Consider the following 26,285-nt stretch of genomic DNA (forward strand, 5'->3'; position numbering starts at 1 on the left):
GGGTTTTCCAAAAGAGAGTGGGAGTTGGGGGAAGAGGAGGGGGGTGGGAAGAAAAGGGGGGGGGGGGGGGGGGGGCCAGGAGAGCTTTGGGTTGGTGGCGGATGGGGGAAGATCTTGCAATCCGGCTGTCCCCCCGGGAGGGAGGTTTTTTCCCTCCTCCCTTCGCTCCCCCCCCCACCTCACCTACCCCGCAGCGAACCCTGCTGCGAAACCCGCGGCGAACCCTGCCGCGAGCGCCGGGTCAGCAGCGCTTGGCCCGCAGCGAGCGGATCTCGACGTACGACCGCTCGGCGTTGCCGAACGAGTCCACCGGGTAGCCAGGCGCGGCCACCGAGGCGGCGTTGTCCTGCTCCCAGATGCCGTGCCGTTGGCCCGAGCCCGCGAGCGCCGACAGGAACTCGGTGTACGGCAGGTCGCCGGCGCCGAACTCCACGATGTCGTACCCACCGGTGTTGGCCGGGTTGGCGTCGCCGTCCTTGAGGTGCAGGAGCGGGTAGCGGTGCGGGTTGCGCTTGACGTAGTCCACCGGCTCGAAGCCCGGGTAGCGGTGCTGCCCCACGAACGCCCAGTAGACGTCCATCTCGAGGAAGACCTTCCTCGGGTCGGTGTTGTCGTAGAAGACGTCGTAGAGCCGCACGTCGGGGTTGTCGGTGGCGAAGCCGAACTCCCCGTCGTGGTTGTGCTGGTAGAACTTCAGGCCGCGGGCACGTGCCGCCGCGCCGAAGCCGTTGAACTGCTCGGCGGCGGCGAGGTAGCCGGCGACCGTGCGGTTGCTGGTGGGCGCCTGCGCGGTGCCCACGTGCTCCATGCCGAGGGTCTCGGCGATGTCGAGCTCCAGCTCCATGTTGTTGGCGAAGTCGGAGATCCCGCGGTGGGAGCCCACGGCCTTCAGGCCGTTGTCGTCGAGCAGCTGACGGATCTCCTGGGGCGTGATCGCCCCGACCTGGCCCTGCGTGTAGCCGGCGAACTCGACCTCGGCGTAGCCCATGTCGGCGAGCCGCTCGAACACGGTGCGGAAGCCGAGCGAGGAGACCTTGTCCCTGATCGAGTACAGCTGGATGCCGATGTGGCCCGCGGGCACGAGCACGCGGCCCCCGCCCTTGCCCGCGGCGGCTGCCGCGGGAGCGGCCGGGGCGAGCGTCGCCGCGGCGGCGCTGCCCGCGAGACCGGCACCGGCCAGCGTTGCCGCACCCACGGCCACGGTGCCGCCGGCCAGCCTCAGAAAGTTCCTGCGGTTGACGTCAGTGCGTGATTCCATCACTGCTCTCCTTCGGTCCGAGCGGCCCCGGACGGGCCGGCCGAGTTCTGTGCGGCCGCCGGGGGCGTCCCGACGCCCTCGCCGACCATCGTCAGTGCGTCCACGTCGAGGGTGCCGCCCGTCGTCGTGACGTAGAGCGTCCCCGTCTGGTCGCGGTCGCGGAACGACAGGCTGACGTCCTTCCACGTGCGCGCGTTCACCTTCGCGGTCGCGAACGGCTTGGCCGTGGGCGAGCCCCAGCGAAGCTGGAGCTGCCCCTTGCCGCGCACCGTCGCGGTCACGCTGTCGATCCCGGACAGGCTCACGCGCTCCAGGGCGAGCGAGTCCTTGTTGCCGAGGCCGGCCACGTACGCGCCGGCCGAGGCCGCCTCGTCCTGGACCACCTCGACGCCCTTGAGGGTCGCGTGCTCCGCCTGCTGCAGCTTGGGGTTCAGGCGCAGCGTCGCCTCGCCGGCGGCGGGCGGCAGGCCGTTGGCCCCGTTGTCGGTGTAGGTGATGACGACGGCGCCGTACAGGTGCGCGCCCGCGCCGTGCTCCGGGGAGTTGGGGTCGGTCGGGAAGACGCCGGTGCAGCCGGTGCCCGACACCTCGGGGTGCGCGTGCTCGTCGTGGCCGAGGCCGTACGACCAGGCGACCCGCTCGCAGGCGGTCTCGGTGCCGTCCTCGGTGTCGTTCGTGGTCACCTGGAAGGCGACGTCGTCGCCCCAGTCGAAGAAGCCGCCGTCGGCCGGGAAGTCGACGGTGACCTCGGGCGCCTCGTTGCCGACGCTGATCGACGTCGAGGTGAGCGTGCGCTTGCCGCTGCCGTCGGTGACCCGCAGGCGCGCGGTGTAGACGCCGAGCTCGGTGTAGGTGTGCGTGACCTCGGGGCCGGTCAGGTCGAAGGTGCCGTCGCCGTCGACGTCCCACTCGTAGGTGAGCGCGTCGCCGTCGGGGTCGCTGGAGCCCGACGCGTCGAAGGCGACCTCGACGGGCGCGGACGGGGACGACTCCGGCGTGGAGGTGAACTGCGCCTGCGGCGCCTTGTTCCCCTCGGCGTGATCGATGCGGTAGAGCCCGGAGTCCGGGTTCTGGCGGAAGAACCCGTCGCCGTACTCCAGGACGTACAGCGAGCCGTCCGGGCCGAACTCGAGGTCGATCGGGTTGTCGTTGATCGGCATGCCCGCGGCGGTGAGCGCCGAGTTCGGGAAGAAGTCCTCGATCTCGCCGACCTCGAAAGTGGACCAGTCCACGCTGAACGCGGCGTAGTAGTCCTGGGAGAACTCGCCGAAGAACGCCTTGCCGTCCCAGTACTCGGGGAACTTCCCGGGCGCCGTGCTGTCGGCGTCGTAGTGGTAGACCGGGCCGCCCATCGGCGCCTGGCCGCTGCCCGAGCCGAAGCTCACGAGCTCGTCCCGGGGCTGCTGGCCCGCCGCGTCGCCGTAGTAGAGGGTGGCCGCCCGCGACGGGGGCAGGTCGGTCAGGCCCGTGTTCCAGCGGGAGTTGTTGACGGGCGCGGCGCAGTCGAAGAACTCGCGCGGCGTGGCCGTCTCGAAATTCCACTCGTTGTACGCCGCGTTCGGTCCGTGGCAGTACGGCCAGCCGGCGTTGTGCGGGTCGTCGAGGCCCACGGCGTTCCACTCCACGTAGCCCATCGGCCCGCGGTCCGCGTTCGCGGCGCCGGCGTCGGGCCCGTAGTCGCCCCAGGTCAGGGAGTTGGTCTCCGGGTCCACCTCGATGCGGAACGGGTTGCGCACGCCCATCACGAAGATCTCCGGACGGGTGTTCTCCGTGCCGGGGGCGAACAGGTTGCCCGCGGGGACGTCGTAGGTGCTGCCCTCGCCCGGCGCCGTGCCGGCGGGGATCTCGTCCTTCACGTCGATCCGCAGGATCTTGCCCCGCAGGTCGTTCGTGTTGCCCGCCCCGCGCCGCGAGTCGAAGCCCGGGTTCATGTTCGGGGCGTCGTTGTTCGGGGCGTAGCCGTTGGCGCCCGGCGTCCCGGCCGGGGTGTTGTCGCCGGTCGACAGGTAGAGGTTGCCCTCGCCGTCGAAGTCGATGTCGGCGCCGACGTGGCAGCACTGGCCGCGCTGCACCTCGATGTCGAGGATCGCCTGCTCCGAGTCGAGGTCGAGCGCGTCGCCCGTCCACGTGTACCTGGCCAGGCGGTTCACGCCGACCCACTGGTCCCAGTAGCTCGCGTCCTCGCCCGCCGGCAGCGTGTTGGGCGCGTTGCCCGCCGGGGTGTCCGCCGCGCCGTCGCCGTCCGCGTCGCGCGGCGCGTACACGAGGTAGACCTGGTTGCTCTGCGCGAAGTCGGGCGCCAGGGCGATGCCCTGCAGGCCGTCCTCCGAGTTCGCGTACACGTCCAGGGTGTTGACGACCCGCGTGACGCCCGTGGCCGGGTCGGTCAGCCGGACGTCGCCGTTGCGGGCCGTGTGGAGCACCCGCTGGTCGGGCAGCACCGCCATGTCGATGGGCTCACCGACGTCCTTGGTGAGCAGGATCTTCTCGTAGTTGCCCCAGTCGGTGTCGGCTGCGGCCGCCGCGTCGGCGGTGCCGGTGGTGTCGTGGCCGTCGTGCGCGAACGCCGTCGGCGAGGCCGCGAGCGCCGTGCCGACCAGCGCCGCGGCCGCGAGCGCCGCGAGCGTTCTCTTTGGGCGCGCGTGGGCGCGTGTCTCGATACTCTTCATTCGTGATGCAGCTCCTCGTCGAGTTGGTCACGCCGGCCGGGTCTCGTGCGCATCCCATTCGTCCGGGACCCGGTCCTTGCTGCCCCGGCGCCGTACGGCGACGCCGGGTCGTGCTCGTCGTTCCTGGTCGTACCTCCCTGTCAGCGGTGTGTCAGCGGGTCGAGGACGTCAGCGCGTGAACGGCGTCAGCGCGTCGAGAACGCGGCGTCGAACGCCGCGTCGGGCGCGTCGTACGCGCGCGAGCGCACGAACTGGAGCGCCTCGGGGGCGCCGACGAGGCGGTCCATGCCGGCGTCCTCCCACTCCACGGAGATCGGGCCGTCGTAGCCGATCGTGTTGAGCATCCGGAACGCGTCCTCCCAGGGGACGTCGCCGTGCCCGGTGGAGACGAAGTCCCAGCCGCGGCGCGGGTCGGCCCACGGCAGGTGCGACGACAGGCGGCCGTTGCGGCCGTTCGTCATGCGCTTCTTCGTGTCCTTGCAGTCCACGTGGTAGATCCGGTCCTTGAAGTCCCAGAGGAAGCTGACCGGGTCCAGGTCCTGCCACACCATGTGGCTGGGGTCCCAGTTGAGGCCGAACGCCTCGCGGTGGCCGATCGCCTCGAGCGTGCGGACGGTGGTCCAGTAGTCGTAGGCGATCTCGCTGGGGTGCACCTCGTGGGCGAACTTGACCCCCACCTCGTCGAACACGTCGAGGATGGGGTTCCAGCGGTCGGCGAAGTCCTGGTAGCCGGCCTCGATCGCGGCGTCGGAGACCGGCGGGAACATCGCCACGTACTTCCAGATGGCGGAGCCGGTGAACCCGATGACGGTCTTGACGCCGAGCTTCGCGGCCAGCCGCGCGGTGTTCTTCATCTCCTCCGCGGCGCGCTGCCGGACGCCCTCGGGGTCGCCGTCGCCCCAGACGCGGTCGGAGACGATGTCGCGGTGGCGCTGGTCGATCGGGTCGTCGCAGACGGCCTGGCCCTTGAGGTGGTTGGAGATCGCCCACACCTTGAGGCCGTGCCGCTCCAGCAGCTCGAGGCGACCGGCGACGTACTCGTCGTCGTCCCACCGCCACGGGTCCAGGTGGTCGCCCCAGCAGGCGAGCTCCAGCCCGTCGTACCCCCACTCCGACGCGAGGCGTGCCACCTCCTCGAGCGGCAGGTCGGCCCACTGGCCGGTGAAGAGGGTGATCGGTCGTGCCATGGTTTCCTCCTGTGCGTGACGATCCGGCGTCGCCGGTCGTGCCCTTCGGTCTTCGGTCACGGGGTACGTCTGCGCCGGAGCAGGGCCGTCGCCGCTCCCGCGACGACGAGCGCGCCCAGCACCCAGCCGGCCCAGCCCGGCAGGCCGCTCGACGCCGTGGAGACGTCGTCCGCCCGTGCTGCCGTGCCTGCCCCGTCCGCCCCGGTGGTGTTCTCGGCCGGCGGCGAGCTGCTCTCCTCGGCTCCGGGCTCTGCCTCCTCGGGCTCTGCCTCCTCAGCGGCGGGCGGGGCCACCACGTCGACCTCGGTCTCGACCTTCGCCTTGGCCGGCTCCTTGACCCGGGCGGTCACCGTCCAGTGCCCCTCGTCGAGCACCGCGGGTTCCGAGCGGTACCAGCCGACGCCCTCGGACGCCGAGACCAGGGTGATCGGGCCCACCTCGTCACCGGCGTCGGAGACCGCCCGGACCTCCACCACGGCCGACTCCTCGACCGGGTGCTTGTCGCCGGCCCAGACGAGTGCGGCGGAGATGCCGCCGGCGCCGTCCGTGCCGAGCTCGATGTCGATCTTTCCCCCGTGGGCCGACGCCGGCGCCGCGGCGAGGGGCCCGACGGCGAGCCCCAGCCCCAGCGCCAGCGCCGTACCGAGGCGCAGGAACGTCCTCACACGGCCCCCTGGTTCGTCGCGCACCCGTCCTCGACCGTCACCACGACGAATGCCTTGCCGGAGGGGCTGAGCTGCCAGTCCCCGGCGACGGTCAGCTTCGTCCGAGGTTCCGGCGTGGCGATCACGCGGTAGTCGCCCGGGGCCAGGTTCGCCAGGTCACGCGGCTTGCCGTCCGCCTTGCCGTCGACCCAGTTGTGCACGACGTAGCTGCGCACCCCGGGAAGCTCGACCGGGTCGATCGACCCGCCGGCGTCGCACGTCGCCGCCTTCACCACGACGTCCGGCGTGTTCGGGTCGGGGCACTCGGGCTCGTCGAGCGTCACGAAGAGCACGGCGAGCCCGCCGGCGTTGAGCCTCCAGTTCCCCTCCGCGACGAGGACGTACCCGTCGGCCGGCCGGGCCGCGACCCGGTACCTGCCCGGGGCGAGGTCGCCCAGGTCGGTCACGACGTCACCCGCCGCGCCGTCGACCCACTCCCGCACGACGTAGGACCGGACACCCTCCACCTCAGCGGTGACCAGCGCGCCGCCGGTGACGACCTCGTTGCCCGACCGGTCGTAGGAGCACGTCGGCTGGACGATCTCGACCGCCGGCGTCGCCTCCTCGGCCGCGGGCGCGGCGATCGTGAACCGAAGCGTCTCGCCGACGACCGTGTCGCCGTCCGCCGTCGCCCGCACCTGGACGGTGTGGGCGCCGGAGGCCGAGACCTCCACCGGCGCCGTGTACTCGGTCCAGCCGCCGTCGTCGACGTTGACCTCCCGGTACACCGTGGCTCCGGCCGGACCGCCCGTGGCCGCCACGGTGACCGTGACCGGTCCGAGCCACTGCCCGTCCGGGCCGTCCGGCTCGGCCGGTGACACGGTGCCGCTCACCGCGAGCGGCTCGGCGGCGCCGACCACCCGGAAGTGGTCGAACGACGCCGTGGCGACCGACTGCTGGGAGGCACCGAGCGCGTACAGGCCCACCCGGGCGTCCTGCAGCCCGTCGTGGGTCACGGACTCGTCGAACGCGGTCCACTCCTCACCGTCGGCGCTGTAGGCGCCGGTGAAGGTCGGACCCTCCTTCGACAGCCGCAGGTGCCACGTGCCCGAGGTGAGACCGTTCACGTTCGGCTGCGGGTCCTGCACCACCGCGTCGACCTCGCTGCGCAGCTCCAGGCGCTGCGCGACGGGGCTGCCCACCGCGTTGTCGGTCACGAGGTCGAGCTTGACGTAGTTGTCGTCGTCGCCGTAGACGATGAGACCGCCCTGCTGGTACTGCTGGTCGAAGTCCGAGCCGTCGACCAGCGTCTCGACCGTCCAGTCGTCCTCCGGCAGGTCCTGCACGACGATGTTTGGCGTGCCGGTGTTGGAGCCGGTGTAGATGTCCGTGGGGGTCGTGTCGATCTCCAGCGCGCCACCGCTCACCCGGTAACCCGTCGGGTCGTCGCGGACGACGTCCCAGCGGCAGGCGTCCAGCGCGTCCCCGTCGAACTCGTCCCCCGGCCCGGGGGCCTCGGCCGTGTCGTCCGGGGTGATGTGGAACCAGTCGAACTGCGCGTCCACGACCTCCGCCGCCGAACCGCTGCCCGCGAGCGCGAAGAGCCCGATCTGCGGGTCGTCGATGCCCGACAGCGACTTGGTCTGCGGCATGGCCGTGAAGTCCACGCCGTCGTCCGAGTACGCCGCCGTCAGGTCCACGCCGTCGCTGCTGGACAGGCGCACGTACACCGTGTCCGGGTACGCCTGTCCGAGGGCGGCGGTGTTGGAGTCACCGACCTCGTTCGGCACGCCGGCCTCCTCACGGATGTACTGGAAGATGCGCGTGGCCGGGTCGGCGGGTGCCGAACGCCCCTCGATCACCATCTTGGCGTAGTTGTCCGCGTCGCCGTAGATCAGCAGTCCGGCCTGCTGGTACTGCGCGTAGGCCGGGACGGTGACCTTGGCCGTCGCCGTGAACGGGCCGTCCGGCAGGTCCTGCAGCACGAGGTTCGGCACGGTGGAGTTGCCCGTCCCGTAGAAGTCCGTGACGGTCGCCGGGACGGTGAGCACCCCGTCGGCGACCCGCAGGTCCTGGTTGCGGTCCAGCACGGTCCAGCGGTCCGGGTCGATCTCGTCACCGAGGAAGTCGTCCGACCGCCCCGACAGGCACAGCGCGGGCTCAGTGACGGTCCCGGTGACCTCCACCATGACGTACTCCACGGCGTAGGCGCCGCCCTCGTCGGTGACCCGCACCTGGAGGCGGTAGGTCCCCGGCTCCTCGTAGGTGTGCTCGAACGCCGGCGTCCCGTCGACGAACCCGTCACCGAGACCGGCGTCCCAGGCGTAGGTGAGGTCCCCGGTCCCGTCGGGGTCCGTGGCCGTGGCGGACGCCGTCACCGTGAGCGGGGCGTCACCCGCGACCGGGTCGACCGTGAGCTCCACCTCCGGCCGCTGGTTGTCGGTGACGCCGCGCCCCTCGATCTCCATCCAGTTGGCGTTGATGCCGCCCGACAGCAGGACGAAGTGCAGCGAGCCCGAGCCCGAGGGCACGTCGTGCAGCTCGGTCCCGACGTCGACGTACTGCTGCCAGCCGCCGGTGCCGGGCACCGTGATCCGGCCGATCTCCGGACCGTCCGGGGCGTCCCAGCGCAGCGACACCTCGCCGCCACCACCCTCCGAGGCGGCGCGCAGGGAGATCGAGTCGACCTGGGCCAGGCTCACCGGCTCGTGCGCCCAGTAGTCGCCGGGCTCGATGAAGCCGATGTTCTGGCCGCCGCCGGCGGAGTCGCCCGTCTGCTCGATCTGGACGCCGGGGTCGCCGGCGCCGTCACCGATGCCGTCCACGCGGCCCGTGCCGGTGAAGAACTCCGACTGGACCAGCTTGGGCTGCAGCACCTGCAGGTCGGTCGCCGTCAGGGGTGCGCCGGCGGCGCCGCCGTCGTCCGTGTAGAAGCCCTCGATCACCCAGAAGATGTTCGACTCGATGCCGTGGCCCTCGTCCCGGGCGGTCTGGATGACACCCGAGCAGCCGGTCAGCTCCTCGAACGGGTGGGCGTGGGAGTCGTGGCCGAGCGACGTGAACAGCGTGACGTCGTCACAGCTCACCTCGCCGTCGGGGTCGTCGACCGCGATCTCGTAGCGCACCTGGTCGCCCCACTCGAAGAACCCGCCGTTCTCCGGGAACGTGATCGACACCTCGGGAGCGATGTTGCCCACCACGATCGTCACGTTCGCCACGCCGGTCTGCCCGGCCGGGTCGGTGGCGACGAGCTGGGCGGTGTAGCGGCCGTTCTCGGTGTAGGTGTGGGTCGGGTTGGCCTCGGTGCTCGGCGCCGAGCCGTCGCCGAAGGTCCACTGCAGGGTGAGCGGCTCCCCGGCGGGGTGCCGGGTGCCCTCCGAGGAGAACTGCACGGTCAGCGGCGCCAGACCGTTGGTCACGTCGGCGGACGCCCGGGCGATGGGCGCCGGGTCGCCTTCCACGTAGTCGACCCGGTACACGCCCGAGGTGTCGTTGTTGCCGCCGAAGCCGGAGCCCCAGTCCACGACGTACAGCGCACCGTCGGGGCCGAAGTCGAAGTCCATCGGCCGGTCGAACCCGGCGCTCGGGTCGAAGACCCCGGGCAGGACCCGGTTGATGTCCACGAGGTCGTCCCGCTGCTCGCCCGCGAGCTGGAACGAGTACATCCGGCCCTGGTTCCACTCGCCGAACAGCGCCTTGCCGTCCCAGTAGGCCGGCCACTTGGTGTCGGACTCCAGCTCCGGGTCGTAGTCGTAGACGGCGCCGCCCATCGGCGCGCCACCGCCCCCGATCTCGGGGAACAGCGGGTTGGTCCCGTAGCCGTACCAGACCTCGGCCTCCACCGCGGGCGGCAGCTGCGTGATGCCGGTGTTGTTCGGCGAGTCGTTCACGGCGCCGCCGGCGCAGTCGTACGCCGCGCCCGACTGGCCCGTGGCGAAGTCGTAGGCACGGTAGGCGTTGTTCGCGCCCGTGCAGTACGGCCAGCCGTAGAACCCCGGCTCGCTCACGACGTTCCACTCGACGGTCCCGGCCGGGCCGCGGTCCGCGCTCGCCGCGCCGGCGTCGGGGCCGTAGTCGGCCACGAGCACGTTGTCGGTCGCCGGGTCGACGCCGATCCGGAACGGGTTGCGGAAGCCCATCGCGTAGATCTCGGGCAGCGTGTCCTCGGTACCCGGCGCGAACAGGTTGCCGTCCGGGATCGTGTACGAGCCGTCGTCCTGCGGCGTGATCCGCAGGACCTTGCCGCGCAGGTCGTTGCTGTTGGCCGACGTGCGCTGGGAGTCGAAGTTCGCCCGCCCCGACCGCTCGTCCAGCGGTGCGTACCCCTGCGACTCGAACGGGTTCGTGTTGTCGCCGGTGGCCACGTACAGGTTGCCGTCGCCGTCGAAGGCCATGTCACCGCCCGCGTGGCAGCACGTCTGGCGCTGCGTCGGGATGATCAGGACGGTCTCCTCGGACGCCTGGTCGATCGTGCCGGTGCCGGCGTCGTAGTCGAAGCGGGAGACGCGGTTGTGCGGTCCGTCGTCACCGACGTCCTCCGGCGACCAGAACAGGTAGACCCACCCGTTGGTCGCGAAGTCCGGGTCGAGGACGACGCCGGTGAGGCCGTCCTCGTTGGACTGCGTGACCGGCAGCGTCATCGCGGTGCTGGTGGTGTTCGACTCCGGGTCGATCAGCTGGACCCGCCCGTCCCGCTCGACGTAGAAGACGGTGCCGTCGTCGGCCACGTCCAGCATCATCGGGTTCGCGGTGTCCTCGTCGAGGGGCACCATCTCGTAGCTGGCGCTCTGGGTCGCGGCGCAGTCGGAGTCGACGACCCCGGCCGCGGTCTGCAGCCCGCCCAGCAGGTGCTCGAGGAACTCGGGTTCGGCGTACGAGGCGTCGGTGTGGCCGCCGCCGGTGTACCAGGACCTGCCGCCGTCGTAGACCTGGCACCAGGCGGTCGGGTGCTCGGCCCCCATCGCACCCGTCCCGGCGTCGTACGTGGTCTCGTCCAGGGAGGCGAGGACGTGCACCTTGTCGCGCGGGTTGGTGCGGAAGTTGTACCACTCGTCGTGCCGCTCCCACCGCTGCGGCAGGTGGGCCGTGGAGGCGTGGGCCTGGTCCTCGACCTTGACGGTGGCGTCCTGGTTGGCCGGGTGGGAGTTGAAGTAGGCACCCACCAGGTCGCCGTACCACGGCCAGTCGTACTCCGTGTCGGACGCCGCGTGGATGCCGGCGTAGCCGCCACCGCCCTGGATGTAGCGCTCGAACGCGGCCTGCTGCTCCTCGTCCAGGACGTCGCCGGTGGTGGACAGGAAGACCACGACCTCGTAGTCGGCCAGCCCCTCGTCGGAGAAGACGCTCGCGTCCTCGGTGGCGGTGACCGTGAAGTCGTTCGCCGCACCGAGCTGGGTGATCGCCTCGATCCCCGCGGGGATCGAGCCGTGCCGGAAGCCGGCCGTCCTGGAGAACACCAGGGCGTCGAAGGGTTCTGCCGCGGCCGCATCTGCCGCTGTCACGGCGGCCGACGTCCCGGCGGCGGCCTCGGCCGGCACGCCTGGGGACGCGACCGAGGGCGCGGCGGCGGCCACCAGGGCGGGGACGCCGAGCGCGGTCACGGCTGCTGCCGCGACCACCGACCGCAGCACGCGGCGGGTTCGTAGCACGTTTCTCACCTGGAGCTCCTCATTGAGTCGGGTCAGTACTAGTGCCTTGCGGTACTGCTCGTGCACAGGTCTCGTACGGGACCGGCCCGAGCCACCCGCTCGAGCCGGTCCGCGGCGCGGTCCGATCCCACCGGTCAGACCAGCGGGACCCACCCCCCTCCGCCGGCGGCGCTGCGCTCGACGGCGTCCAGCACCCGCTGGACACGCAGGCCGTCGGCGAACGACGGCGTCGGCTGCCGCCCGGCGGCCAGGTCACCCATCAGGTCCACGACCTGGTGCGTGAACGCGTGCTCGTACCCGAGACCGTGCCCCGGCGGCCACCACGCGGCGACGTACGGGTGCTCCGGCTCGGTGACGACGATGCGGCGGAAGCCCGCGATCGCCGACTCGTCCGTCGCGTCGTAGTAGTGCAGCAGGTTCATGTCCTCGAAGTCGAAGGCCAGGGAGCCCTTCGACCCGTTGACCTCCAGCCGGATCGCGTTCTTGCGGCCCCAGGCGAAGCGCGTCGCCTCGAAGGTCGCCAGCCCGCCGCCCGACAGCCGACCCAGGAACACCGCGGCGTCGTCCACCGTGACCTGGCCCGTGCGGCCGGCGTCGGCCACTGCCGACAGGCCCGAGGACGACACCGCCTCCGGGCGCTCGTGGACGAACGTCTCGAGCAGGCCGCTCACCCCGGTGAGCGACTCGCCCGTGACGAACTGCGCCAGGTCCACCACGTGGGCGCCGATGTCACCCAGGGCGCCCGAGCCCGCCTTCTGCTTGTCGAGGCGCCACGACATCGGCGCCTGCGGGTCCGCCAGCCAGTCCTGGAGGTACTGCGCGCGCACGTGCCGCACCTCGCCGATCCGGCCCTCCTGCACGAGCTGCCGGGCCAGCGCCACGGCGGGCACGCGACGGTAGGTGAACCCCACCATCGCGCGCACGCCGTGCTCGGCCGCGGCCTCGGCGGCGGCGGTCATCGCCTCCGCCTCGGCCACGGTGTTCGCCAGCGGCTTCTCGCACAGGACGTGCTTGCCGGCCTCCAGAGCGGCGACCGCGATCTCCACGTGGGTGTCGCCCGGCGTGCAGACGTCGACCAGCCCGACGTCGTCCCGGGTCAGCAGGTCCTGCCACCCGACGACGGCGTCGTCCCAGCCCAGCCGGTCGGCCGCCGCACGGACCGCGGCCCCGTCCCGCCCCGCGACCGCGCGCATGCGCGGCACGATGGGCAGGTCGAAGAACCGCGGCGCCGTGCGCCAGGCCTGCGAGTGCGCCGCACCCATGAACGCGTAGCCGACCATGCCGACGCCGAGCTCGCTCGTTCCTGTACTCATACCGCGCCTCCCCCCACTGTGGTCTCCCCGCCGTGTTGCACGCCCGAGCGGGCGTCGTCCCGATGAGTCACAGCGTCAGGAGTCGAAGCCGATGGGCAGGTACTCCTCGACGTTGTCCGCCGTGACGACGGGCGCGTAGAGCTGCACGGTGCGGGGGACGCCGATCGAGGCGAGGTCGCTGACCGTCTTGTTCTGGGCGATCAGGCGGGCGAACTTGACGCCGTCGGCGGCCTGGGTCGACGGGTAGATGACCGTCGCCTTGACGACGCTGTCCGGGTCCTGGATCTGCTCCATCATGTTGTTGGAGCCGGCGCCGCCGACCAGGAAGAACTCGTCGCGGCCCGCGTTCTCGATGGCGGCCAGGACGCCGATGCCCTGGTCGTCGTCGTGGTTCCAGATGGCGTCGATCTTCGGCTCGGCGGACAGCAGGTTGGCCGTCTGCTCCTCGCCGGACTCGACGGTGAACTCGGCCGCGACGCGCGCGTCGACGTCGAGCCCGCAGTCGTCGAGGGCGTCCTTGAAGCCCTTGCTGCGGTCCTGGGTCAGGGGCAGCGAGTCGATGCCGGCGATCTCCGCGACCACGGCGTCGGGGTTGTCCCCGAGCTGCTCGCAGATGTAGGTGCCGGCGCTGACGCCCATGCCGTAGTTGTCGCCGAGCACCGTGGCGCGAGCGGCGAACGGGCTGCTGAACTCGCGGTCCACGTTGATGACCGGGATGCCGGCCTCCATGGCGTCCAGGGCCACGTCGGTCAGGGCGGCGCCGTCGAACGGCAGGAGCACGATCGCGTCGACGCCCTGGTCGATGAAGCCCTCGATCTGGCTGATCTGCACGTTGACGTCGTTGGTGCCCTCGGCGACCTGGAGGTCGACGTCCTCGTACTTCTCCGCCTCGGCCTTGGCGGCGCTGGTGATGGCACCCATCCAGCCGTGGTCGGCGGCGGGGGCGGAGAAGCCGATGACGACCTGGTCGCCGGGCTCGTCGTTCTCGGTCACCGTGACGGGACCCGTGGCGGTCTCCTCGCTCTCGCGAGGCTCGTTGCTGGTGCAGCCGGCGACGACGAGCGCCGCGCAGGCCGCGGCGACGACGACGCCGGAGACCCGGCGTGTGCGAACAATGGACGAGGTCATCGTGATCTCCCTTGATCCGGGGTGGAAATGCTGGGTTGGCTTGTGGAGTGACTAGGTCGTCGAGACGCGCTCGCGCGAGGCGAACCACTGCTGCAGCAGCACGGCGCCCACGATGATCGCGCCCTTGGCGATCGCCTGGACCGAGCTGTCGAGGTTGTTGAGGACGAAGACGTTGGTGAGCGTCGAGAAGATGAGCACGCCCAGCACGGTGCCGGTGATGGTGCCGCGGCCGCCGGCCAGCAGCGTGCCGCCCACGACGACCGCCGCGATGGTGTCCAGCTCCAGCAGCGTGCCGTGGGTCGAGGAGCCAGCCGTGGTGCGGGCCAGCAGGATCACGGCGCCGATGCCCGCAGTCAGGCCGGCGAGCCCGTAGAGGTACAGGGTGTGCCGCTTGATCTTGATGCCCGCCAGGCGGGACGCCTCCGGGTTGCCGCCCACCGCGACGGTGCGGCGGCCGAACGTCGTTCGGTTCAGCAGGAACCAGCCCGCCGCCGCGACCACGACGAAGATCCACACGATCGTCGGCACGCCGAGCGGCCGCGCCTGGAAGACGTCGAAGAAGGGCTCGACCGTGACGATCTGGGTCTGCCGGCCCGCGATGATCTCCGCGAGCCCGCGCGCCGCCGCAAGCATCGCCAGCGTCGCCATGAACGCGGGCATCTTGCCGTAGGCGACCAGCAGGCCGTTGATCAGGCCGGCCACCAGGCCGACGGCCAGCGCGGTCACCACGATGACCCACCAGCCGTAGTCCTCGGCCGCGTACTGGGTCGCCAGGGTCGAGGCCCATACGGATGCCAGGCCGACCACGGCACCGACCGACAGGTCGATGCCGCCGGAGGTGATGACGAACGTCATGCCGATGCTGACCACGCCGGTCACGGCCGCGAGGCTCAGCACGGTGATGAGGTTGCCGGTGCTCCAGAACCGCTCGCCGGCGGTCGCCACACCCACGACGACGAGCAGGACGAGTGCCAGCACCAGGCCGCCCATCCGCAGGGCGGGACCCATGAGGGCCGATCGTTGGCTCACGCCACACTTCCTTCCATGACCAGGTCGAGCACGGCGTGCTCGTCGATTTCGCGGGCGGGACCCTCGTGGACCGCCTTGCCGTCGGAGATGACCAGCACGCGGTCCGCGAGGCCGAGCACCTCCGGGATCTCGCTGGACACGACGATCACGGCGGCGCCGTCGTCGGCCAGGCGGCGGATCAGGTTGTAGATCTCGGAGCGCGCGCCGACGTCGACGCCCCGGGTGGGCTCGTCGAGCAGGAGGACGCGGCAGCCGTGCACGAGCCAGCGCGCCAGCAGCGCCTTCTGCTGGTTGCCGCCGGACAGCGTGCGGGCGCTCCGCTCCACCCCGGCGGGCCGCAGGTCGAGGGCCTCGACCTGCTCGCGCGCCGCAGTGCGCTCGGCGCCCTCGTCGAGCAGCCCGCCGCGCGCCATGCGCGAGAAGGTCGACAGGGTGATGTTGCGGTAGACGGGCTCGTCCAGGAGCAGGCCCTGGCTCTTGCGCTCCTCGGGGCACAGGCCGATGCCCGCGGTCACGGCGGCGTCCACCGCCCCGGCGCGCAGGCGCTTGCCGCCCACGCGCACCGTGCCCGACGTCGCGCGCCGGGCGCCGTAGATCGTCTCCAAGATCTCGGAGCGACCCGAGCCGACCAGGCCCGCCAGGCCGACGATCTCGCCGGCGCGGACGGTCAGGGAGACGTCGGCGAAGACGTCGCCGAGCCCGAGGCCCTCGACCTCCAGCACGGGGTCCGCGTCCTCGGCTACGCCGGGGCGGTCGGGGAACGCGTACTCGACCGACCGGCCGGTCATGAGCTGGATCAGCTCCTTCGTCGGGGTGTCTGCCACGACCAGGCTCTCCGCGACCGTGCGGCCGTCCTTGAGCACGGTGATCCGGTCGCCGAGCTGGCGGATCTCCTCCAGCCGGTGCGAGATGTAGACCACGGCGACGCCGTCGGCGGTGAGCTCGCGCACGATGCGGTGGAGGTTGCCGACCTCCTCGGAGTCCAGCACGGCGGACGGCTCGTCCATGATGACCACGCGCGCGTCGCGGGACAGCGCCCGGGCGAGCTGCACGATCTGCTTGCCCGCGGCGGGCAGCGAGCCCACATCACGGTGCGGGGAGATCTCCTTGTGGCCCAGCCGGTCGAGGATCTTCCGGGTGTTGCGGGCCGCCTCGGACCGGCGCGTGACGCCGCCCGTCGCGAGCTCGTGCCCCAGGTAGATGTTCTCGGCGACGGTCAGACCGTCCACGACGTCGAGCTCCTGGTAGATCGTCGCGATGCCGAGCCGCAGGGCGGCGACGGGGTTCGCGATGACGACCGGCTCCTCGTCGATCAGGATCTCGCCCGCCGTGGGCTGGTGGGCTCCGGCCAACGTCTTGATCAGGGTGGACTTGCCCGCCCCGTTCTGGCCCAGCAGGCAGTGCACCTCGCCGGGACGGACCTCGAGGTCCACGCCGTCGAGCGCACGCGCGCCAGGGAATTCCTTCACGATGCCGCGCATCCGCAGCAGGGGCTGCTGCGCCGGCTGCTCTGTCGGTTGGGGGTCCGCGTCGACCATGTATCGAACGTAGTTGGACTTTTGGCGACGGTCAAGCAAAAGTCGAGACTTCGCCCGCCATGATTGACTAGGCACATGGTGGAAGTGGCACGGGAAGTGTTTCAGCAGGTACCCAAGGTGTCAGGAGCCGGGGACATGTTCCAGCTCCTGCGCGACGGCCGGCCCCGAACCCGGGCGGATCTGGCGGCCGTCACCGGGCAGGCGCGGTCGACCGTCGCGGCGCGCATCGACCTGCTGATGACGGCGGGACTCATCGCGCCCGCGGGCGAGGCGACGTCGACCGGCGGACGCCCGCCCGCGACCTTCGCGTTCGCCCCGTCCGCCCGCGTGGTGCTGGGGGTGGACCTCGGTGCGACGCACGCGCGGCTCGCCCTGACCGACCTCGCCTCGACGATCCTGGCGCAGCGCGACCTGCCGCTGCTCATCACGGACGGGCCGGACCTCGTGCTCGACCGCGTGGCCGAGACCGGCGCCGAGCTGCTGCGCGAGGCGGGCCGGACCACCGGCGAGCTCGCCGGCGTCGGCGTGGGCCTGCCGGGCCCCGTTGAGCACGCGACCGGCAAGCCGAACAACCCGCCGATCATGCCGGGCTGGGACAACGCGGACGTGCCGGCGATCCTGGGCGCCCGGTTCCACGCGCCCGTGCTCGTGGACAACGACGTGAACATCATGGCGCTGGGCGAGCACCGCGCGGCCTGGCCCGACGTGGCCGACCTGCTGTTCGTCAAGGTCGCCACCGGCATCGGCGCCGGCATCATCGCCGACGGCGCGCTGCGGCGCGGCGCGCAGGGCTCCGCGGGCGACATCGGGCACGTCGCCGTGCCCGGGGTGACCGACATCGTGTGCCGCTGCGGCAACGTCGGCTGCCTGGAGGCCATCGCCAGCGGGCAGGCCGTGGCGAGCCGCCTGGAGGGCGCGGTCACGCCCGCCGACGTCGTCGCCCTGGTCCGGGCGGGCGACGTGGCCGCGAGCCAGGCCGTGCGCCAGGCCGGCCGGGACATCGGCGCGGTGCTCGCCACCAGCGTCAGCCTGCTGAACCCGTCGATGATCGTGATCGGCGGCATCCTGGCCGACGCCGGCGAGCACATCGTGGCCGGCATCCGCGAGGTCGTCTACCAGCGGTCCCTGCCCCTGGCGACGCAGCACCTGCGGATCGTCACGGCCCGCACCGGCACACAGGCGGGCGTGCTCGGCGCGAGCGCCATGGCGGTGGACCAGGCGCTCTCCTCGGAGGCCGTGGACCGCCTGGTGGCGTGACCCCACTCCCCCCGCAACGTGTCAGACGCTCAGGCCCCTCCGGGGACCTGAGCGTCTGACGTCTGCGGGGCTAGCTCAGGTCCTTGACCCGGACGTCGCGGTAGCTCACCGCCTCGCCCTGACCGTGGTTCTGCAGGCCGATGAAGCCCTGGGCGAGGTCGCGCGCGGGGTCGGTGCTGACGAAGTCGTTCACCAGCTCACCGTTGAGGAAGACCTTGATCGTCTGCCCCTCCACCCGGATCTCGTAGGAGTTCCAGGACCCGACCGGCTTCAGCGCCCGCTCCACGACCTCCGGGTCCGCGCCCTGGAAGGTGTAGATCGCGCCCGTGGTGCGGTCCGGCTCGTCGGTGGCGTCGATCTGGATCTCGTACCCCTGGTTGACGGCGATCCACGGGTCGTTGCCCGGGTCCGGGAAGCCGACGAAGACGCCGCCGTTGTCGTCCTTCTTGAGCTTCCAGTCGAGCTTCAGGCTGTACTCGTGCAGCTCCGTGGAGTGCCAGAGCAGACCCATGCCACCGCTCCCGCGGATCGTGCAGTCGGCCTGGCGGCCGAACGAGCCCGGGCCGGCCATGTTCCAGCCGTCCAGCGAGGCCAGCGTGCCGTCGAACAGCGCGGTGTAGCCCCGCTCGTACCGCTTCGGCTCGCAGATGTCGGCGGCCCCGCCACCGACCTTGAGGAAGTCGAGGTTGACGTTGCCGTCATCGTCCTCGTCGTACCGCAGGGTGATGGTGTTGACCCCCTTGCGCAGGTCGAGCGACCGGGTCGCCGTCGCCCAGGTCTTCCAGTCTCCCGTGGACTCCAGCGCCCACGGCTCGACCTCCTGGCCGTTGACCAGCACCGACACCTCCTTGGTGCCCTGGAACGGGTTGGGACCGTTCGAGTAGCGCAGGCTCACGGGCTGGGTGCCCGCGCGCTTGACGGTGGTGGTGAAGGTCGCGGACGCGCCGACCTGACCGAAGCCGGCCGCGAACCCGGAGCCGGAGTAGCCGCTGTGCTCGTTGGCCACGTTCGCGCTGCCGCGGAGCGTCGCCTCCTCCGCCTCCTGGAACCCCGCCGGCGCCTTATAGCCCGGGATCGAGTTGAGCGTGTACCAGGCCTCCGTGTTCCACAGCTCCCGGCCGTCGGCGTCCGCGAACGGGCGCGGGCTGCGCAGGTGCACCACGTAGCCGGGCTGGCGCCCGTCCACGGTGAGTGTGACCTTCCTGCGGTCCCGGGACACCGTGGCGCCCGAGACGAACAGCTGCTGCTCGTCGACCTTCGGCCCGCCGTAGGCGCGCGTCGGCACGTAGCGCCAGTGGTCCATGCGGAACGCGGCGTTCGGGTTCTCGGCGATCTTGTCCACCGTCTCCTGCGACAGCGGCTGGGTGTACTCGACCTCGAAGCCCTTCTTCGTGACCCGCATCTCGGTCATGTCGAAGGCGTCCTCGCCGTTGGGCGTCAGCTTCTGCAGGCCGTAGCGCAGCTTGCCCGGCTCGCTCCAGTTGCCGCCCTCGCCGATGCCGCCCACGTACAGGGCGCCGTCGGGCCCGACGACGGTGCGGTTGACGCCCGCCTCCAGACCCGCCGAGTGCCGGAAGACCGCACCCTGGTACTCGCCGTCGACCTTCTCCAGGAAGCCGCGCTGCAGCCCGCCGTAGGTGACGTCGCCGAACACGAGCTGACCCGCGTACGGGCCCTCGGTGAGCTGCACCGGGGAGCTCGGCGAGTTGCCGATCTCGTTCTGCGGCACCCACAGCGCCGGGGCGGAGACGGGCTGGGCGTCGTACGGGCCGGACGGGTTGGTGAAGTGGTTGAAGAACTTGCCCTGCTCGATGTGCACCAGCTTGGAGCTGGGCAGCCAGGCGCCCTGGTTGTCCATGACGAACAGCTCGCCGTCCGGGCCCTTGACCATGCCGTTCGGCGTGCGCAGGCCGCCCGCGACGAACTCGACCTCGCCGGTCTCGCGGTCCACCTTGATCGCTGTGCCGCGGTTCTGGGCGGGCTGCGGGTCCGTGGTGGCGCCGCCGTTGTTGATGGCCACGGAGAGGTTCACGTAGAAGCTCTCGTCGTCGTACAGCAGGCCGAAGGCGAACTCGTGGAAGTTGCCGCCGAACGGCCACTCGGCCACGGTGCGGTGGTCGTCGTAGAAGCCGTCGCCGTCCGGGTCGGTGAGCTCGGTGAGCTTGTCCCGCTCCGAGACGTAGATCGACTCCCCGATCACGGCCACGCCCATCGGGTTGAACAGGTCGGTGGCGACCTTCTCGTACGTGACCTGGTCCTTCGAGGTCGCGCCGGTCACGTTGTCGAGCAGGAAGACCTCGCCGGGCTCCGGGTCCTCGACCCAGCCGCCGGGGCTCACCGAGCCGGCCGTGACCACGGCGAGGCGGTCGTCGTCGGTCCAGTCGAGGCCCGAGACCATGGGCTCGAAGCCGTCGGGGCGCAGGTCGGTCAGGGTGTAGCCCGGGTACACGGAGTCGAGGCGCATGCCGTCGCCCGCGGTGTCGCCCTGGCCCTCGCAGTACTTGGTGCCGGGGGCCGTCACGCGCACGACGTCGGCCTCGGTGCTCAGCACGCTGGACGGCACGACGACGAAGTCGGCGGTGCCCGGCGTGCGCCACTCCAGCTTCAGGACGTTGTCGTTCGTGTTGTCGAAGTACTCCACGCGCAGGTCGTGGTACCCGGTGGTGAGCGCGACGGTGCCCTCCTTGGCGGACTCCCCGTGCAGGCCGTCGTGGTCGACGACGACGGCGTCGTCGATCACCAGGCGCGAGCCGTCGTCGCTCGTGAGGCGGAACTCGTAGTTGCCGTCGGCCGGCACGTTCAGGTTGGCCAGGGCGTGCGCGATGAAGCGCTCGCTCATCCCGAAGTCGGCCTCGGTCGAGTAGTCGATCGTGGGCTTGAGCTGGTCGACGTTCGGCGTCTGGCCCGAGCGGAGCGTGCACAGCTCGCTGATGTCGCGGGCCAGGTCGTAGGTCCGCAGCGTGACGCCCGGCTCCTGGGGCGGGAGGTCGTCGACCGCCGCCGTCGCGGCGGGGACCGTCCCCGCGAGCGTTACCGCTGTCAGTGCCACGGCCGCCGCGGCTGCGGCGGCCTGTCTCGTGCGGATTCTGGTTCCACGTTGACGCATGAGCTCTCCTCGGTCGGCGTTGACCTTGCGGCTAGAACCTACGAGGACTTCTGTCGGGCGTCAAGCAAAAGTTGTCAGGTGTTCAGCGTTACCGGGATATCGCCTTCTTTCGGGTATGCGCAGGCGCACCTCCGCGCCGGCCGGGGCGCCGTCGACCCGGCCGGCATGGAGGTCAGGAGACCACCGGCCTACAGCGCTCCCGGGCCGCCCTCCAGCAGCGCCTTGAACCCGTCCTCGTCCAGGGTCGGGATCTCCAGGGCCTCGGCCTTGGCCGCCTTGGTGCCGGCGTTCTCCCCCAGCACCACGTAGTCGGTCTTCTTGGAGACCGAACCGGAGGCCTTGCCGCCCGCGGCGATGATGGCCTCCTTGGCGCCGTCGCGCGTGAAGTCCACCAGCGAGCCGGTCACCACGACCGTGAGGCCCGCCAGCGGGCCGGTGGGCTCCGTGTCGGCCTCGGCCATCGCCGCCGGCCCCGGGTGCCCCGGCGTCTCGAGCCGCACGCCGGCCGCGCGCCAGGCCGCGAGGATCCCCTGGTGCCACTCCACCGCGAGCCAGGCCTTGATCTCGGCGGCGATCACGGGTCCCACGCCCTCGACGGCCGCGAGCTCCTCCTCCGACGCCGCCTCGATCGCGTCCACCGAGCCGAACCAGCCCGCGAGCGCCCGGGCCGCGACCGGCCCGACGTGCCGGATGTTCAGCGAGACGAGCATGCGCCACAGGTCCTTGGTCTTGGCGCGCTCGAGCTCGTCCAGGAGCTTGGTCGCGTTGGCCGACGGAGCCCACTCGGGCAGGGTCTCGCCCGCCTCCTCGGCGGCGGCCCGCTGCGTCTTGCCGTACGACAACTTGCGGCGGAACGGGGCACGGCGGCGCACCACGCCGTCGTCGTCCATCTTGGGCAGGCCCGTCTCGGAGTCCCGCACCACGGCCTCGATGGGCAGGAGCTGGTCGAGCGTGAGCGAGAACAGCTCGGCCTCGGTGACCAGCGGCGGCGTCTCGGGCACGTCGGGGTGGGTGAGCGCCGCGGCGGTCACCTCGCCGAGGGCCTCGATGTCGAGGCCGCCGCGCGACCCGATGTGCTCGACCCGCCCGCGCACCTGCGCGGGGCAGGACTCCGCGTTGGGGCAGCGCAGGTCGACGTCAGCCTCCTTCATGGGGCGCAGGGGCGTGCCGCACTCGGGGCAGTTCGCCGGCATGACGAAGTCCTCGCGCGGGTAGCCGTCGTTCGCCAGGGCCGTCACCGGCCCGAGGATCTCGGGGATGACGTCGCCCGCCTTGCGCAGCACCACGACGTCGCCGATGCGCACGCCCTTGGCCTTCACGACATCCTGGTTGTGCAGCGTGGCCTGGCGCACCGTGGAACCGGCGACCTTGACCGGCTCCATCACGGCGTACGGGGTGGCCCGGCCGGTGCGGCCCACGCCGACCTGGATGGCGAGCAGCCGGGTGTTGACCTCCTCCGGCGGGTACTTGAAGGCGATCGCCCAGCGGGGCGCGCGGCTGGTCGAGCCCAGCTTGCGCTGCTGCTCCAGGGCGTCGACCTTGAGCACGATGCCGTCGAGCTCGTGCTCGATGTCGTGCCGGTGCTCGCGGAAGTACTCGATCATCTCGAGCGCGCCGTCCAGGCCGGGGATCACGCGGTTGTGCGGGGACACGGCGATGCCCCACCGGTCGAACAGCGTGTACGCGTCGGACTGCCGCTCCAGCTCGGTGTGCTCGCCGGCCTGCCACTGGAGGGCGCCCACCCCGTGCGCGTACATGCGCAGATTGCGGCTCGCGGTGACCGACGGGTCCTTCTGGCGCAGCGAGCCGGCGGCGGTGTTGCGTGGGTTGGCGTACGGGTCCAGGCCCGCCGCGACGAGCTTCTCGTTGAGCACCGCGAAGTCGGCGGTGGCCATGAAGACCTCGCCGCGCACCTCGATGAGATCGGGGTGGTCGGCGGGGTCACCGGCGAGCTGCTGCGGGATCGACGCGATGGTGCGCACGTTCGCCGTGACGTCCTCGCCCGCGCGGCCGTCACCGCGGGTCACGCCGCGGACCAGCCTCCCCTTCTCGTACACCAGGGAGATGGCCAGACCGTCGATCTTGACCTCGCACAGCAGGCCGGGGGTGTCGGTGCCGAGGTCGCGGTGCACCTTGTCGGCCCAGACCCCGAGCTCCTCCGTGCTGAAGGCGTTGTCGAGCGACAGCATGCGCTCGATGTGCTCGACGGTGGCGAACCCCGCCGTCGCGGCGCCGCCGACGCTCTGCGTGGGTGACTCCGGCGTCACCAGCGCGGGGTGCGCGGCCTCGAGGGCCTGCAGCTCGCGCATCCGCACGTCGTACTCGGCGTCGGACGACACGGGCGCGTCGTCCTCGAAGTAGGCCCTGCGATCCTCCTCGATCTGGGCGACCAGCTCCGCCCATCGGCGCTGCGCCGCCGCCTCGTCGCCTGCGTCGGCCGGTCCCGGGATGCCTGTCGTCTCGCTCACGGACACAATCATGGCTTGAACCACTGACATCCGAGCGGTGACCTGTGGACGCCTGCGCCGAAGATGCTGCCGACCTGGCCATTCACCAGGATCCGCCCCCTATCGCGCACGAGCGGGTCCCGCTACCATTCGAGCAAAATGCCGCAAATCTACTGAGAGCAGGGGTCCCTTGAAGATCGCCGTCGTCGGTGCCGGGTTCGCAGGTCTCGCCACCGCGAAAACCCTCCGCGAGTTCGACCACGAGGTCACCGTCTTCGAAAAGGCGCCGGACGTCGGCGGGGTGTGGAGCGCGACCCGTCGGTACTCCGGCCTCCGGACGCAGAACAACAAGGATTCGTACGCTTTCTCGGACCTGCCGATGCCCCGCGACTACCCGGAGTGGCCCACCGGCGAGCAGGTCCAGGCCTACCTGGAGCGGTACGTCGCGAAGTTCGAGCTGCGCCCCCACCTGCGACTCGCGACCGAGGTCGTGCGCGCCGAGCTCACCGACGCCGAGGACGGCTGGATGGTGACGGCGCGCCGCATCGGCGCCCCCGTCTCGTCGCCCGAGCGGTTCGACCACCTCGTGGTCGCCAACGGCATCTTCTCCGACCCGGTCTTCCCGCAGTACGAGGGCTACGCCGACCTGGTCCGCGCGGGCGGCAAGCTCGTGGCCTCCAGCCAGCTCAACAACCTGGAGGACGCCCGCGGCAAGAACGTCGTGGTGGTCGGCTACGGCAAGTCGGCGTGCGACGTCGCCGCCGAGATCGGCGTGGTCGCCGAGTCCACCACCGTCGTCGCCCGGCGTCTGCTGTGGAAGATGCCCAAGCGCATCGCCAACTCCCTGAACATGAAGTACCTGCTGCTGTCGCGCCTCGGCGAGGCCCTGTTCAAGTACCAGGAGCTGGACAACGGCATGGAGCGGTTCCTGCACGGCCCCGGCGACAAGGTGCGCGCGAGCATGCTGTCGAGCATCGGGTCGGTCGCGACCTGGCAGTTCAAGCTCAAGAAGCTCGGGCTCGTGCCCCGGGGCGAGTTCGCCGACATCGCCAACAGCACCGTGTCGCTCTCCACGGACGGGTTCTACGAGCAGGTCGCGAGCGGCGCCATCAAGGTGCACCGCGACACCGAGATCCAGCGCTTCGAGGCCGACGGCGACCGCCCGGTCGCGGTCCTCAGCGACGGCGCCCGGATCCCCGCCGACCTCGTCGTCTGCGGCACCGGCTTCCACCAGCGCGTGCCGTTCCTGGACGACGCCGTGTCCGCCCGTCTGCTGGACGAGGACGGCAACTACAAGCTCTACCGCCAGATCCTGCCCGACGGCGTGCCGAACCTGACCTTCGCGGGCTACAACTCGTCGCTGTTCTCGCCGCTGTCCGCCGAGGCCGGCGCGATCTGGATCGCCGCGTACCTGGGCGGCGTCGTCAAGCTGCCCTCGATCGAGGAGCGGCGCAAGCACGTCGCCGAGCGCGTGGCCTGGATGGAGCAGCGCACGGGCGGCAAGCACGCCCGCGGCACCAACGTCATCCCGTTCTCGATGCACCAGATCGACGAGACCCTGGACGAGGCCGGCGTGAACATCAGCCAGCGCGCCCAGGCGGTCCAGTGGCTCCTGCCGATCGACCCGTCCGTCTACAAGAACGTTGTGCCGCGCCTGAAGGAGAAGATCCGCGCCCAGGCGCCCAAGGACCGCGTCGGCTCGGACTCGTCCGTGGGCTGACCACCACCTCCACCCTCAGGCCGTCCTTCTGCGACACAGTCAGGACGCACCGCGGGCCCGGCCGGGAGATCCGGCCGGGCCCGCGGTGTGTCAGACGGTGTCCGACGCCGCGTACGGCGCCGTCAGACGGTCGTCTCAGACGGTCATGGGCGACGTGAACCGCACCGGCAGCCTGCGCGGGTAGCGCGACCACGGCGAGACCGACATCTGGATCGAGTCGTAGGCCACCGTCAGCTCCATGTCGAGGATGCGGCGCAGCAGGGTGTCCACGGCGATGCGGCCGATGAGCGGGCCGATGCGGTGGGCCGGGCAGGAGTGCGCGCCCGCGCCCCACGTGAGGTGGAACCGGCTGCCCAGCTCCTCCCACGGGTCGTCCGTGCGGATGGCCCGGTCGGCGTTCGCCGCGGCCACCGCGGGGACGAGGGCGTCGCCGAGCGCGATCCGGCGTCCGCCCAGCTCGCAGTCCTGCCGCGCGAAGCGGGGCAGGACGTGCGGCGCCGGCGGATGACGCCGCGAGACCTCGTCCAGCGCGTCGTCGAGGTCGAGCCGACCACGACGCACGCGGGCCGCGAACGCCGGGTCGGTCAGGATCATGTGCAGGGTGCTCGCGATCCAGGCGATCTCGGCGTCGTGCCCCAGGCTGAACATCACGCCGATCGAGGCCATGACCTCGACGTCGTTCGCGTGGTTCGGGTGGTTCACCAGGGCCGTGGTCAGGTCCTCGCCGGGTTCGGCCCGGTGGGTCGCCACGAGCACCGCGAGCAGCGACTCCTGCTCCATCGCCGCCGCACGGGCCTTCTCCTTGCCCGCGTACAGGGCCTCGGTGAGCTCGTGCATCTTGTTCCCGTCGGACAGGCTCATGCCGAACATCTCGGTCATGACCATGACGGGGACCGCCACCGCGTAGTCCTTCACCAGGTCCGCCTCGCCACGCGGCATGAGGCGGTCGATGATCGCCTCGCACGTCACCGCGACCGTACGGGCCAGGCGCTTCTCGTCGACGCCGCCGAGCGCGTCGTCGAGCGGGGCGCGCAGCCGACGCTGCTGCATCCCGTCCAGGAAGTACGCGTTCTCGCGGGGCGCCAGCGCCGCGAACACGCCCGAGTCAGCGGGCAGGGAACGCTCCTGGACGTACCGCCAGTTGCGCGAGTTGCGCGAGAACAGCAGCTCGTTGCGCATCACGCTGCTCGCCTCGTCGTACCCGAGGACGAGCCAGGCGGGCACCCCCGGCTCCAGGTCCATGGGCGCCACCGGGCCCCATTCGTCCCGCAGCCGCTCGTAGAGCTTGTGCGGGTCGCGCGCGGTCGTGATGTCCGACAGCTGCATCCGGTCCGGAATGTC

Annotated in this window: 14 protein-coding genes; 2 read left to right on the forward strand and 12 right to left on the reverse strand. The window is 71.4% G+C overall.

Translation table 11 applies throughout. From position 1 onward, the window contains the following. Window positions 1–241: 241 nt before the first annotated feature. From ACFV9Q_RS11430 to ACFV9Q_RS11470, 9 genes are all read right to left on the reverse strand, one after another. Window positions 242–1,258, reverse strand: coding sequence for a sugar phosphate isomerase/epimerase family protein (locus ACFV9Q_RS11430; RefSeq protein ID WP_377234524.1), 1,017 nt, complete (start codon window positions 1,256–1,258; stop codon window positions 242–244). Then, window positions 1,258–3,927, reverse strand: a complete 2,670-nt coding sequence (locus ACFV9Q_RS11435; protein WP_377234525.1) for a PQQ-dependent sugar dehydrogenase — start codon at window positions 3,925–3,927, stop codon at window positions 1,258–1,260. The genes ACFV9Q_RS11430 and ACFV9Q_RS11435 overlap by 1 nt, the downstream gene beginning before the upstream one ends. Window positions 3,928–4,112: 185 nt before the next feature. Continuing rightward, on the reverse strand, window positions 4,113–5,114 hold the full coding sequence (locus ACFV9Q_RS11440) for a sugar phosphate isomerase/epimerase family protein (RefSeq protein ID WP_377229393.1): 1,002 nt from the start codon (window positions 5,112–5,114) through the stop codon (window positions 4,113–4,115). A 56-nt stretch (window positions 5,115–5,170) separates the two neighbouring features. After that, window positions 5,171–5,779 (reverse strand): hypothetical protein, encoded by a 609-nt coding sequence (locus ACFV9Q_RS11445; protein WP_377234526.1) that lies wholly within the window; start codon window positions 5,777–5,779, stop codon window positions 5,171–5,173. Beyond that, window positions 5,776–11,406, reverse strand: a complete 5,631-nt coding sequence (locus ACFV9Q_RS11450) for a ThuA domain-containing protein (RefSeq protein ID WP_377234527.1) — start codon at window positions 11,404–11,406, stop codon at window positions 5,776–5,778. The genes ACFV9Q_RS11445 and ACFV9Q_RS11450 overlap by 4 nt, the downstream gene beginning before the upstream one ends. Window positions 11,407–11,540: 134 nt before the next feature. Further along, window positions 11,541–12,719: a Gfo/Idh/MocA family protein gene (locus tag ACFV9Q_RS11455; protein ID WP_377229396.1), complete on the reverse strand. Its 1,179-nt coding sequence runs from the start codon at window positions 12,717–12,719 to the stop codon at window positions 11,541–11,543. Between the two features lie 75 nt (window positions 12,720–12,794). Continuing rightward, window positions 12,795–13,847 carry a substrate-binding domain-containing protein gene (locus ACFV9Q_RS11460; RefSeq protein WP_377234528.1) on the reverse strand — a complete coding sequence of 351 codons (1,053 nt, stop codon included), beginning with the start codon at window positions 13,845–13,847 and terminating at the stop codon, window positions 12,795–12,797. Window positions 13,848–13,898: 51 nt separating this feature from the next. After that, window positions 13,899–14,855: an ABC transporter permease gene (locus tag ACFV9Q_RS11465; protein WP_377234738.1), complete on the reverse strand. Its 957-nt coding sequence runs from the start codon at window positions 14,853–14,855 to the stop codon at window positions 13,899–13,901. Window positions 14,856–14,872: 17 nt separating this feature from the next. Next, the gene (locus tag ACFV9Q_RS11470) at window positions 14,873–16,414 is read right to left on the reverse strand and encodes a sugar ABC transporter ATP-binding protein (RefSeq protein ID WP_377234529.1); all 1,542 of its coding nucleotides are present in this window, start codon (window positions 16,412–16,414) and stop codon (window positions 14,873–14,875) included. Window positions 16,415–16,549: 135 nt separating this feature from the next. Here ACFV9Q_RS11470 and ACFV9Q_RS11475 point away from each other — a divergent pair, with 135 nt between their 5' ends. Beyond that, window positions 16,550–17,671, forward strand: coding sequence for an ROK family protein (locus tag ACFV9Q_RS11475; RefSeq protein ID WP_377229399.1), 1,122 nt, complete (start codon window positions 16,550–16,552; stop codon window positions 17,669–17,671). Window positions 17,672–17,741: 70 nt separating this feature from the next. Here the strand turns inward: ACFV9Q_RS11475 and ACFV9Q_RS11480 are convergent, their stop codons facing one another. Together ACFV9Q_RS11480 and ligA are read right to left on the reverse strand one after the other, a co-directional pair. Continuing rightward, window positions 17,742–20,720 carry a family 16 glycoside hydrolase gene (locus ACFV9Q_RS11480; protein ID WP_377234530.1) on the reverse strand — a complete coding sequence of 993 codons (2,979 nt, stop codon included), beginning with the start codon at window positions 20,718–20,720 and terminating at the stop codon, window positions 17,742–17,744. 245 nt (window positions 20,721–20,965) lie between these two features. Then, entirely contained in the window at window positions 20,966–23,257 is a 2,292-nt protein-coding gene (gene ligA / locus ACFV9Q_RS11485) for an NAD-dependent DNA ligase LigA (RefSeq protein WP_377234531.1), read from the reverse strand. A gap of 157 nt (window positions 23,258–23,414) precedes the next feature. On the opposite strand from ligA, the gene ACFV9Q_RS11490 reads away from it, so the two are divergent. Next, window positions 23,415–24,944, forward strand: coding sequence for a flavin-containing monooxygenase (locus ACFV9Q_RS11490; RefSeq protein ID WP_377234532.1), 1,530 nt, complete (start codon window positions 23,415–23,417; stop codon window positions 24,942–24,944). Window positions 24,945–25,079: 135 nt separating this feature from the next. On the opposite strand, the gene ACFV9Q_RS11495 is transcribed toward ACFV9Q_RS11490, so the two are convergent. After that, entirely contained in the window at window positions 25,080–26,270 is a 1,191-nt protein-coding gene (locus tag ACFV9Q_RS11495; RefSeq protein WP_377230405.1) for a cytochrome P450, read from the reverse strand. Window positions 26,271–26,285: the final 15 nt, after the last annotated feature.

This window comes from Promicromonospora sp. NPDC059942 (genome assembly GCF_042731755.1).
Classification (GTDB): domain Bacteria; phylum Actinomycetota; class Actinomycetes; order Actinomycetales; family Cellulomonadaceae; genus Promicromonospora.

Coding starts and splice junctions, on each gene's coding strand:
- ligA (WP_377234531.1), bottom strand. CDS start 23,257: ATGATTGTGTCCGTGAGCGAGACGACAGGCATCCCGGGACCGGCCGAC.
- ACFV9Q_RS11435 (WP_377234525.1), bottom strand. CDS start 3,927: ATGAAGAGTATCGAGACACGCGCCCACGCGCGCCCAAAGAGAACGCTC.
- ACFV9Q_RS11475 (WP_377229399.1), top strand. CDS start 16,550: ATGTTCCAGCTCCTGCGCGACGGCCGGCCCCGAACCCGGGCGGATCTG.
- ACFV9Q_RS11495 (WP_377230405.1), bottom strand. CDS start 26,270: ATGCAGCTGTCGGACATCACGACCGCGCGCGACCCGCACAAGCTCTAC.
- ACFV9Q_RS11455 (WP_377229396.1), bottom strand. CDS start 12,719: ATGAGTACAGGAACGAGCGAGCTCGGCGTCGGCATGGTCGGCTACGCG.
- ACFV9Q_RS11430 (WP_377234524.1), bottom strand. CDS start 1,258: ATGGAATCACGCACTGACGTCAACCGCAGGAACTTTCTGAGGCTGGCC.
- ACFV9Q_RS11465 (WP_377234738.1), bottom strand. CDS start 14,855: ATGGGTCCCGCCCTGCGGATGGGCGGCCTGGTGCTGGCACTCGTCCTG.
- ACFV9Q_RS11460 (WP_377234528.1), bottom strand. CDS start 13,847: ATGACCTCGTCCATTGTTCGCACACGCCGGGTCTCCGGCGTCGTCGTC.
- ACFV9Q_RS11440 (WP_377229393.1), bottom strand. CDS start 5,114: ATGGCACGACCGATCACCCTCTTCACCGGCCAGTGGGCCGACCTGCCG.
- ACFV9Q_RS11470 (WP_377234529.1), bottom strand. CDS start 16,414: ATGGTCGACGCGGACCCCCAACCGACAGAGCAGCCGGCGCAGCAGCCC.